At 69.6% G+C, this 11,534-nt stretch carries 7 protein-coding genes; 3 read left to right on the top strand and 4 right to left on the bottom strand.

The window, feature by feature from the left end:
* Positions 1-97: 97 nt before the first annotated feature.
* A complete protein-coding gene (groES, locus tag JNB61_RS19745) occupies positions 98-394 on the bottom strand; it encodes a co-chaperone GroES (RefSeq protein WP_045275440.1) in 297 nt (98 codons plus the stop codon).
* Between the two features lie 423 nt (positions 395-817).
* On the opposite strand from groES, the gene JNB61_RS19740 reads away from it, so the two are divergent.
* The 3 genes from JNB61_RS19740 to JNB61_RS19730 all read left to right on the top strand — a co-directional run bounded on the left by JNB61_RS19740 (position 818) and on the right by JNB61_RS19730 (position 6,161).
* A complete protein-coding gene (locus JNB61_RS19740) occupies positions 818-2,704 on the top strand; it encodes an Hsp70 family protein (RefSeq protein WP_220340722.1) in 1,887 nt (628 codons plus the stop codon).
* 23 nt (positions 2,705-2,727) lie between these two features.
* Positions 2,728-5,274 (top strand): helix-turn-helix transcriptional regulator, encoded by a 2,547-nt coding sequence (locus JNB61_RS19735; RefSeq protein WP_220340721.1) that lies wholly within the window; start codon positions 2,728-2,730, stop codon positions 5,272-5,274.
* Between the two features lie 128 nt (positions 5,275-5,402).
* Entirely contained in the window at positions 5,403-6,161 is a 759-nt protein-coding gene (locus JNB61_RS19730) for an IniB N-terminal domain-containing protein (protein ID WP_220340720.1), read from the top strand.
* Between the two features lie 618 nt (positions 6,162-6,779).
* On the opposite strand, the gene JNB61_RS19725 is transcribed toward JNB61_RS19730, so the two are convergent.
* The 3 genes from JNB61_RS19725 to JNB61_RS19715 form a co-directional block, all read right to left on the bottom strand.
* Positions 6,780-8,405, bottom strand: a complete 1,626-nt coding sequence (locus JNB61_RS19725; protein WP_220340719.1) for a dynamin family protein — start codon at positions 8,403-8,405, stop codon at positions 6,780-6,782.
* On the bottom strand, positions 8,402-10,294 hold the full coding sequence (locus JNB61_RS19720) for a dynamin family protein (protein ID WP_220288316.1): 1,893 nt from the start codon (positions 10,292-10,294) through the stop codon (positions 8,402-8,404). The genes JNB61_RS19725 and JNB61_RS19720 overlap by 4 nt, the downstream gene beginning before the upstream one ends.
* A 144-nt stretch (positions 10,295-10,438) precedes the next feature.
* Positions 10,439-11,425 carry a hypothetical protein gene (locus JNB61_RS19715; protein ID WP_220288315.1) on the bottom strand — a complete coding sequence of 329 codons (987 nt, stop codon included), beginning with the start codon at positions 11,423-11,425 and terminating at the stop codon, positions 10,439-10,441.
* Positions 11,426-11,534: the final 109 nt, after the last annotated feature.

The following is an 11,534-nucleotide window of genomic DNA, read 5'->3' as shown; positions in this document are numbered from 1 at the left end:
GCCCCGGCCCGCAGCCCCGGGTTCGCCGCATCCGGGAACGACGAGAGGGCCGGATGCCGAAGCATCCGACCCTCTCGTTACGCGCAGTGCGCGAGACTCAGCGGACGACGACCGCGAGGACGTCGCGAGCCGACAGGACGAGGAACTCGTCGCCGCCGAACTTGACCTCGGTGCCGCCGTACTTGCTGTAGATCACGCGGTCGCCGACGGCGACGTCGAGCGGGATGCGGTTGCCGTTGTCATCGATACGGCCCGGGCCCACCGCCACGACTTCGCCCTCCTGGGGCTTCTCCTTGGCGGTGTCGGGGATGACCAGACCGCTGGACGTGGTCTGCTCGGCCTCGACCTGCTTGATGACGATGCGGTCCTCGAGCGGCTTGATGGAAACCGACACGGTCTACCTCTTCTTTCTTGAGACTAAGACTCGTTAGCACTCTGACGTTGAGAGTGCTTACGTCAGTCTAGGCAACGGGCTGGCACTCATGCAACGTGAGTGCCAATGAGTCGTCATGCTCGCACACGCTGTTTCGCTGAGTGACGTCGTGACTTCGCAAAGCGGACGGACCCCTTGAGGGCGATTTGAAACCGGATGTATCATCGCAGGCGTCGGCCGCTCTCTCGTGGGGAACGGAACTAGAGCGGTCGATGCGAGATCGGGGGAGCTCGCACGCAGACGATGTGGGGGCGTTTCAGCGTGGAATCCTATTTCCTCTCGGTGGATGTCGGGACCAGCCGGGTGGGGGCCGCAACGGCCAGGCTTGCTCCCGACGGCAACATAGTCACCTCCTCTTTCCCGCTCGGTCGTCGCGCCGACAGCGTGGCAACCGTGGTCTTCGTCGCCGAGGACGGCGAGATGCTGTTCGGCGACGCGGCCGAGCGGCGCGGGGTGACGCAGCCCGAACGATTGATCCGCGAGTTCAAGCGGAGCATCGGGGACGAGATCCCCATCGTCGTCGGCGGACACGCGATCCCCGCGGAGCAGCTGTACGCCCGGACCGTTGCCGATGTGATCGAGATGGTGGCGGAGCGCGAGGGCGCTCGCCCGGAGGGCGTGATCCTGACCCACCCCGCGATGTGGGGTCCGCATCGCATCGGCCTGGTGCGCTCCGCCCTCGAGGCGGTCGGTGTGAGCGACGTCGCCTTCATCACCGAGCCCGAGGCCGCTGCACGCCACTACGACGCGTCCCGCAATGTCGACGACGGTCAGATCCTGGCCGTGTACGACCTCGGCGGGGGCACCTTCGACTGCGTGGTCCTGCGCAAGGAGCAGGCCAGCTTCGATCTGGTGGGCGAGCCCGTCGGCATCGACAACCTCGGCGGCGCGGACTTCGACGACGCCGTCCTGCGTCACGTGCTGCGCACGGCGGAAGTCCCCGCCGACGTTCTCCAGGATGCCTCCCCCGACTCACGCATCGCGCTTTCTCAACTGCGTCGCGAGTGCGTCGACGCCAAAGAGGCGCTCTCCTTCGACTCCGACGCCGTGATCCCGGTGCTGCTGCCGGGCGGCCGCTCGAGCGTGCGGCTGACGCGCGCGGAGTTCGAGGGCATGATCGACGATTCGCTGGCCAAGACGATCGACGCTCTCGAGGATGCCCTCGAGGACGCGGGCATCGAGCCCGATCAGGTCGAGTCCATCCTGCTGATCGGGGGCTCGTCGCGGATCCCGCTGGTCACCCAGGGCCTGTCGGAGCGCTTCGGCCGGCCGACCGCGATCGACGCCGACCCGAAGTCCTCGATCGCGCTCGGCGCCGCCCACACCGCGCTCATCCGCGCAGCCGACGTGCAGCTGGGGGTGTCCGCTGAACTGGCGATCTTCGAAGGCACACCGGCGGCGGCCGCGGAGATCGAGCTCGCGGCATCCCCGGTCGAGCGCGGCATCCCGGCCCCGATCGGACCGGTCGCGGCAGCCTCGTCCGCGCCCAGCGCCCGGCACATCGTCGCGATCGCGGGCGGCGCGGTCGTCGTCGCGGCTGCGATCGTGTTCGGAAGCACGCTCACAGCGGGTACGGGGGCGCTGAACGGGTTCTTCACCGTCTCGCCCGAGCCGACGCCCGAAGCCACGACCGAGTCGGCCCCCGACGCGGGCGCTCCGGACGCCCAGCCGCAGGCTCCGGAGAGCGCAGCGCCCGTCACCGAGCAGCCGGCTCCCCGTGGGGCCAACCCGCAGCGCAAGGGTGCGACCCCGCAGAAGAAGACCACCACCACGACCACCACCACGGCCGACGCCGCACCCGCGCCGCGTCCCACCAAGGGCGCATCACCCGCCCCGAGCACCGGTACGTCGAGCACCGGCGACAGCGGCAGCACGGGCACCGGCGACAGCGGCGGCACCGGCGGGACCGGCACCACCGACCCCGGTACCACGGACCCGGGCACGACCGACCCCGGTACCACGGACCCCGGCACCACCGACCCGGGCACGACCGACCCCGGCACCACGGACCCCGGCACCACGGACCCCGGCACGACCGATCCCGGCACGACCGACCCGGGCACCACGGACCCCGGCACCACGGACCCCGGCACGACCGACCCCGGCACCACGGACCCCGGCACCACGGACCCCGGCACGACCGATCCCGGCACGACCGACCCGGGCACGACCGATCCCGGCACCACCGACCCGGGCACGCAGACCCCGCCGGCGGATTCGCCACCGCCCGCCGAGCCCGCGCCCACCCCCACTCAGGAACCGCTGCCCTGACGCCGGTCGACGACGGATCCACCATGCCTTCAACCACAATGACCGTGGCGGCGTTCTTCGACGCGACGACCTTCACCGGTTCACGCCACGCACGTCCTCTCATCGACGCGCTCACCTCTCACGACATGCCGCCGCGGGTGCTGATCTCGGGGAACGCCGGCTCGGGCAAGACCACGATGCTGCGAGGCGCCCAGCGCTTCCTCACGCAGCAGCGCGCCGAGGTCAGCGTCCTCGGGCCCGAGACCGACGTGCTCGACGTCCCCGCCTCGAGCATCCTGCTTGTCGACGACCTGCATCTGCTCCCGGCCGCTCAGGTGGAGGGGCTGGGAGTACGCGCGAGCGACCCCGACGCGGCTCTCGTCGTGACCAGCCGGCCGTGGCCCCATTCGCACGCGCTGTCATCGATCGCGCGGCACCTCGAGCGCAGTCGCCCCGCAGTGATGCTGGGCCACCTCACGCGCTCGGACGTGCTCGATCACCTGGAGGCGAACGAGCGGACGCTGAAGCCGGAGTGTCTCGATCACCTGCTCGAGGTGACCGGCGGGGTGGCATGGCTCGTGTCGGCCGCGCTGGCCGCGCACGACGATCGGGACTGTGCGGACGACGGCACCCACGCTGCCCTCGGCAACGTGCTCGAGCAGAGCGTCGCCCACCGGATGGGGGTCGTGGACGAGGATGTGCGCCGGGCCATCGAGGCGATGAGTGTGCGGTCGGACGACGCGCCGGTGCTCGCCGATGCACTCGACGACGAAAGCGTCATCGCCCAGGGCTACGCGGAAGGGCTGCTGCTGCGAAACGGCCGGCCGGTGCCCGTGGTGCGCTCCGCCGTGCGCGCGAACCTCTCCGCTCGGCGGCTGGTCGATCTCATCGCGGCGATGCCCGACGGCATGGACCCGCTCGTCTCGCGGACCGGAGGCTGGCTCGCGGACGTCCGCGACCCGCGTCTGTCATCGACCCTCGTGGAACACGGCGACCAGCTCCTGGAATCCGACCCGGCGCGCGCCGGCGAGCTGTACCGTGCCGCGGCCGAGGCCGGACCGGCCTCGGCCGACCTCGCCGCGAAGCGTGCGCAGGCGGCGTGGTCGTGCGGCGACATCGACTCCGCCGCCCAGCTCGTCGACGATGCCATGACCTTCGACGACCGCTCGGAGAGCGTCACGGCCCGCATCGCCGATGTCGCCGCCGCCACCTGGTCCATGCGGGGCATGCTGCACACCGGGTCGGGGTTCTACGATGCCTTCCCGCCGACGACGGCCGAGGCATCCGTCCGCCGCTCGATCGCCCGCATCGGCGTCGGCGAGGCGGGCGCGGCAGGGCCCGATGACGCATCCGCGCCCGAGATCCAGCGTGCAGCGCCTTCGACACTCGGCGTGGCGATGAATCTGCTGCAGCGAGGTCTGCAGACGTCGCTGCGCGCCGACCATGCCGAGGCGGCCGTGACGGATCTCGTGCGTGCGTCGCACCTGTACACGGCGTCGCGCTCCTCCACGCCGATGCCCGAGCATCCGGCGGTCATCGCCGCCGTCGCCGCCATCAGCGCCGGAGATCTCGCGACGGCGCGCGCGGTCGTAGATGCGGCGATCGAAGGACACCAGGGCACCCCGTGGGTGATGTCGCGGCTTCTGCTGTGGAAGTCATGGATCGCGCTGCAGCAGGCCCGAGGTGCGCGGGCGCGCGAGGCGCTCGAGGCCGCGGTCGCACTGACCCCGAAGCCGGCGGCCCGCGACGAGCTGCTCGTGCAGGCGATCCGCGTCGGACTGGCGCGGCGGTATGAAGACGCCGCGGGCCTCGAGGCCGCGTGGGAGCGCGGCCGAGACGGCCTGCTCGACGCCGATATCGACCTCTACACGCTGCTGCCGCTCGTCGAGTTCGTGAGCGCCGGCGCCAGGGTGGGCGACGAGGCGGTCACCGAGCCGCTCTTCACGCGCGCGCTCGCGCTCGTCGACGCGCTCGGCCGGCCGGCGCTGTGGTCGGCGCATCTGCGGTGGGCCGGCATCCAGCGCGGCATCCTCCGCAATCGCCCCGAGTCGTTGAGCTCCCACGCCCACGCACTCGTGGACGCCGCCCCGCACAGCGCGGTCGCCGAGACGATGGCGAAGGCCGGGCGGCTGTGGACATCCGTCCTCGCCGGCTCCGTCGACGTCGACGAGGTCGACACGGCGGCCCAGTCGCTCGCAGCGATCGGACTGAGATGGGATGCCGCGCGCCTGGCCGGTCAGGGAGCCGGACGCTCCGACGACCGCAAGGTGTCGGCACGCCTGCTCGCGCGGGCGCGAGAGCTGTTCCCGCAGGAGAAGCCGGCGGTCGCGGAGGCCTCCGGCCCGAACGCCGAGACACCGCCGGGCACCGTGGCATCGGTGCTGAGCGAGCGCGAGACGGACGTCGCGCGCCTGGTCGTGGAGGGCAAGACGTACGCCGAGATCGGCGAGACGATCTTCATCTCCCCGCGCACCGCCGAGCACCACATCGCCAGCATCCGCAGGCGCCTCGGCGCGACCTCGCGCTCGGACCTGATCGCCAAACTGCGCATCGCCCTCGCTCAGACCCGGCCCCTCGCAGAGGACGGCTGAGGGTACGCGTGCGCAACGCCCTTCGAACCCCCAAGGACCCCCCTACCGATTCGGGAAAACCCCCGATTCGCCGATTGTGAGAAACACCTAATGTCGAAAGTGATTCTCGAAGTGACAGGAGCCGAGTCATGACAACACCCTTGGCAACGATTGCCGACGCATTGATCGAGTTCATACTCAGCCTCCTGGGGGACCCGGCCGCAGCCGCCGAGTTCGAGGAGGACCCTGAAGGGACGCTGGCCCGCAACGGCCTCAGCGACGCGTGCGTCGAGGACGTCCGCGCCGTCGCCCCCGTCATCGTGGACCACCCCCACGTCACCCCGAAGCCGCCGATGCCTCCGGCACCGCCCAAGCCGCCGTCGGTCGAGAACGAGATCTACAACATCACCAACGCCTTCGCGATCGACAACCGCGCGACGATCGTGGACCAGTCGGTGAACCAGAACATCTGGGCGGACGGCGACGTCACCCAGATCTTCGACCAGGAGGCCGTCGTCAACAGCGGCGACAACGGTGCCGCCGCCGGCGACGACGCCGAGGTCGACAACTCCGAGGACACGACCACCGTGGGCGACGTGTCGATCGGCAACGAGGACACGACGACCAACATCGACGGCTCGTTCAACGACAACTCGACCAACACCGACACGGAAGTGGATGCCGAGGCCGACGAGTCCTTCAACAACTCGCCCGGCGCCGCCCCTGTCGTGTCCGTCGAGACCGCGGCCGCCGAGGCCCCGCCCGTCGAGGCCCCGCCCGTCGAAGCGGTGGCACCGCCCGTGGAGATCGAGACGGTCGCCGAGGACGCCTACGACTACGCCGCCGACGCGGCGACGTTCGTCGACGAGGAACCTCCGCTCGAGCCGGAAACCGAGGACCAGTACTAAGGATCCGACGTGCCCGATCGGGAAGACGACGATCGCTCGCGCGCCCTGGCAGGACCAGGGCGCGCGAGCGCGCGTCCCAAGCCGCCGCCGCCCACATTCGAGGACTCCCCACCCCCGGGGAAAGCCATCGGCCGTGTGCCGGTGCGCAAGGTTCCGGCGCAAGCCGCGCAGCGCCCGCCCGCGCCGGCGGCCGCGCCCGCACAGGGGACTCCTCCGCCTCCGCCGACAGCACGGCGGGAGCCTCCCGCGCGCCCGCCGACGGCCAGTGCGAACGCGGCCCCCGTGCTCACCAAGCGCCCCCCGCCGTTCACCGTCAGGCTCAGCCAGTTCCTGTGGGTGCTGAGCCTGCTCACCGGCGGCATCGCGGTGGTCTATCTGTTCGTCATCCGCGAGGACCAGCTCCCCGTCATCGCAGACGTCGTCCGCGCCGTCGAGGAGGGCCGGAGCGAAGAGACCTACACCGCGGCGGCCGACATCATCTTCTGGGTGGTCTTCGGCGCCGCGCTCGCGCTGCTGCTGGTGCAGATCGTGCTTCTCGTGTCGTTCACCAACCGCAAGCCGCACGTCCGGTGGTGGCAGCTGGCCACCGTGGTGGGGCAGATCCTGCTCTTCCTGCTGTCAACGGAGATCTTCACCACGGGCGAGCACGGCCCTGTCCTGCGGCAGGTGCTCCTCGCGCAATGGGCCCTCGCCCTCCTCGCGCTCCTGTTCAGCACGTTCCACGGCGCCCTCCAGTGGACCGCCCGCAAGTACGACGTCCGACGCGCCGGCGCCGACGGCGACCAGTTCTGACGCGACCTCTTCGAGACTGCGGATCACCGAGCGGGCGACCTCCACGGTGGCCCGCTCGGCGAGGGGCGACTCGCTGAGCGTGCGCCACCGCGCGAGGAGCTCGTCGACACGTACGCGGCTCTCGGCGGTGGTGGCCGTCTCGGGCAGACCCAGGCGGGCGGCCGGGGATGGTCCGGATCCGCCGATGATGCGCTCCGCCTCCTCCGCATCGAGTCGGCTCAGCGGCAGTCCCGAGGAGCGCGCCCGCGAAAGCAGCGAGAGCTCGCGCAGCGTGTGCGCCGAGGCGTAGATGCGCTCGACGCCACCCAGGACGGCGTCGGCGCCGTCGCGCGGTTTCTCTCGCAGGAGCGTCTGCAGCGCATCGAGCACGCCGCGCACCTTCAGCGCCCCGGCGCGCGTGCGGAACTGCAGCTGGATGAACTGCTGGAGTTCGTTCAGGCCGCTCTGCTGCACGAGTTGTTCCGACAGCTGCGACGAGTCGGCGGCACCGCCTCGGATCAGCGCACTCGCGAGGCGGACGCCGAAGATGCCGAAGCGGCTCAGCAGCTCACGACGGACCTCCTCGCTCAGGGTCGTCGCCTCGGTAGGGCGCACGAACCGGTCAGCCGACACCATCAGAGCCTCACGAGACGCACGGTCCAGGCTCGCCAGATCGCGGAAGGCGGCGAACTCGTCCTCGCGGAGCGTCCGCGCGCTCTCGGCGAGGAGCCCCGCGACGGGCACGACCCCGAGCGACAGCGACGCGAGGTCGCCGTCCTTCTCGTAGCGGCGTGCCACCTTGCCCGCCGACAGCAGCGAGTCGATGCGACCGGATCCGATCTCGTCGGCGCGCGACAGCACGGCGACCGCGTTCACGGTCTGCGACGCCCCGGCGGCCGTGTCACGGAACGACTCCAGGAACTTCAGATCCGACGCGTGCAGGTGGCGCATCAGGTACACGATCGCGTCGGCCGACGAGGGCTCGGTGTCGGGGACCAGAAAGTCGGTCGAGCGCGCGGACACATCCCGCGACAGCGACGCGATGCCCGGGGTGTCGATCAGGATGAGCGATCGCAGCCCCGTCGAAGGCCAGCCGACGTCGATCCAGGCGACGTCTTCGGGCGGGATTCCGCCGAGGTCGAGCACGAGCCTGCCCGCGTCGCGACGGATGGGCATCCGTCGCTGCTCGCCCTCGACGAGGTGCATGGTGATGGTCGGGGTCGCCGAGTAGCGGTACCACGTCACCACCCGCGTGCACTCTCCGGCATCCGTGGGCGCCAGGCGTTCGCCGAGCATCGCATTCAGCAGCGTGGACTTACCGGCCTTCACCATGCCCGCCAGCGCGAGACGGATCGGCTCGCTGAGGCGGCGCTCCAGGTCGCTCAGCAGGTCGCACGCTTCCCGATCGTCGGCATAGAACTCCCGTGCGGCGCGCACCAGAGCGCTCGCGTCGTCGAGGATCGACACCCTCACCGCTTCGCTGCCTCCACTGCTCGCAGCGGCGGCAGCGCGGGGATCTTCGCCTTCAGGGTCTCGAGCTGCTGCACACGCAGCTGAAGCTCCTTCACCCGCTGATCCTGCTCCCCCGCGTACGTCCCGGCGGCCTGCTTGGCGGCGAGGACCGCGTCGGAGAGGGAGCGGTGCAGCTCGTCGGCGATGCTGCCGAAGTGATCGCGCGCGGCGCGCTGTACGATGCGCAGTCGATCCTTGAGCTGCTTGCCGACCTGGAACTGGACCTCGTCGAGATACCGGCGCACGAGGGTCTTCGCCTCGAAGCGCCGGCGCGACAGCCGCGAGTTCATGTCCTCACGATAGGCCCTGCGACCCACGAGCACGCCGGCCAGCAGCGACAGGGGGTTGATGAGCGACAGGCCGATGAGGCCGGTGGCGAGACCGACCATGAGCACGCCGCCGTACGAACCGCGCACGCCGATGAAGATCTTCTCACCGGCACCCATCTGCCGGTGGTCGAGCGTGGCGATCTCCTCCACGTCGTCCAGAATGCCTTCGGTGTCGCCGACGTAGATCACCGGCAGGTCGGTCTCACCCTGGATGAACAGCTCTGCGACCTCCTCCGACAGCCACCGCGACCGCTCGTCGGTCCACACGAAGGTCTCCGACACGGCCGCCGACACGCGCTGATCGAGCCACTCGGTCAGCTGGTCCCAGATCGGCCCGGGGTCGCCCTCGTCGATGGCGTTCTCGGCCTCGCGCTGCACTTTGCGCAGGCGATCGCGCAGGTCGTGCTCCATGTCAGAGATGAGGTCGGCGACGCCGTCGTTCAGCTGCACCTGCCACTTGGACGAGCGTCCCCGGAATTCGTCGGCGCGCGCCTTCGCGTCCTCGAGCTGGGCGATGAGCTTGGGGGTGTCCTCGGGATGCAGGATCGCCTCGAGCTCGGAGGTCAGCGACATCTTGAGCTGGTCGACGACCGAGATGAGGTCGTGCACCGCGCTGCGCGCCTGGATGATCTCGGCGCGACCGAGCACCTCCTGGCGCAGGTGGCTCACGAGCGCGGGGAAGCCCGACTCCTCGTTGAGCTCGCGGTCGCGTTCCTCCGCCGCGATGAGGCGCAGGTCGCTGGACACGGCGAAGATCGGCACGTCGCCGATGTCGCCGAGATGCGAGCGATCGATGCGCTCGATGTCACGCCATTGCGGATACAGGTCGGTCTTGGCGAGCACCGCGGCGACGTTCGGCGAGACGCGCATCGCGTGCTTGAGGAACTGCACCTCGGGCTCGGTGTACTCCTGCGACGCGTCCGACACGAGGAGAACGGCATGCGCCGACGACAGCGCCGAGAGCGTGGCGAGTGCGTTCGTCGAATCCAGGCCGCCGACACCTGGCGAATCCACCAGCCGCAGGCCGCCCTTGAGCAGCTCGCGGGGAAGGACGACCTCGGCGGTGATGACCTTGCGCTCGTTGCCGGGATTGCCGCTCTCCGACACGTACTGGGCCAGGTTCTCCAGCGGAATGCGCCGGCGCTCGGCAGGGGTGTCGTCGTCGCCCTCGATCGTGACCCAGGCGTCGGGCTCTGTGGCGTAGCCGACGGAGGTCGGCACGCTGGTCGCCACGTCGTCGTCGACGGGGCAGACGGGCGCGTTGACGAGGGCGTTGATGAGCTTGCTCTTGCCCTGCTTGAACTCGCCCACCACGATGACCCGGACGTTCGGGTCCTGCAGACGGGCATGTGTGTTCTCCAGGCGCTTCGCGAGGTCGCCGCGACCCGTCGTCGTGGCGAGCTGCCCGACGTTGTCGACGATCGAGACGAGCGCCTTGCTCGCCGCCGGTGCGACCGGCGGCGCGGTCGGCTTGTCGGCGTCCCCCGTGACCGATTTCTGGACGGCTGTGCTTTCAGCCACGAATGCTCCCCTTTGTACGCACTCCCCCACCCCACGCTAGTCGAAGGTCAGGAAGCGCGGGCGGTACCGGAAAATACATGTCCGCAACGTGGTCTTGCCCGGCCACCCTTCGGAGGGCGGCCGGGCAAGTGCTGTGCGAATGGATCAGAAGTCGACGATGTCGTCGCCCGCGACGTCGCCGCCGGGGCTGAAGAAGTTGCCGCTGTTCTCCCACTCGAGCTCGTTCTCCACCGAGTTGTCGACCTCGCTCGTGAACGAGTCCTCGATGTCGACGTCGACGTCGGTCGACTGGTCGTTGAACGAGTCGTCGATCTCCACCTCGAACTCGTTCCACTCGTTGGTGGAGTTGTCCTGGAACGAGTCCTGGATGTGGGTGTCGATCCACGTGTTGCCGATCGACACGTCGCCGACGCTGATCGTCGTCTGCGAGTTGTCGACGTCGGCGTCGTCGCCGGCGGCCGCACCCCAGTCACCCGAGTTCGCAACGGCCTCCTGCTCGAACTCCTGGTCGACGTCGCCGTTCACGAAGCCGAACGACTGCGAGACCGACTGGTCGACGACCTGTGCGCGGTTGTCGATGTCGAGGTTCAGCGCACCCGACGCCGCGGCGGCGGCAGCAGCAGCGCCGCCGGCACCGCCGAGGGCGAGGTTCAGGTCGCCGCCGACACCGGTGTTGTACTGGCGGACGCCGACCGTCACCGAGTCGTCGTTGAGCGTGGTCTCGTTGAACGAGTCGGTGTAGTCGTTGTACGAGTCCTCGGTCTCCGAGTTGTCGTTGTACGAGTCCTCGGTCTCCGAGTTGTCGTCGTTCGAGTTGTCGGAGTTGTCGTTGAACGAGTCCTCGATCTCGACCTCGAGGTCGGTCTCGACGGAGTTGTCGGAGTTGTCGGAGTTGTCGGTGTTGCCGCTCAGGTTGCCGCTGAAGTTGCCGTTGCCCGAGTCCTCGACGTCGACGTCGGTGTTGCCGATCTCGTTGCCGACGGCGCTGTTGATGTTGTTGTCGTCGTTGTCGACGGCGCTGTTGACGTTGTTGTCCTCGACTTCGACATCGGTGTTCCCGACCTCGTTGTTGGAGAGGACGTCTTCGATGTTGGTCTGAACACCGAGGACATTCACATTCTCGTCAGCCATGATCATTCCTTTGTTCGCGGAGCCTGGTGGCGTACGTGTATGAGTTTGTTCTCGAGGCCGCGCGCTCACATCCGGGGGGACCCCGCAACCTCCCCGGGGGGAATAGGGG

Source organism: Microbacterium ureisolvens (genome assembly GCF_019511645.1).
GTDB classification, from domain to species: Bacteria; Actinomycetota; Actinomycetes; order Actinomycetales; family Microbacteriaceae; genus Microbacterium; species Microbacterium ureisolvens_A.
This window is presented reverse-complemented; position numbering and strand designations above follow the sequence as displayed.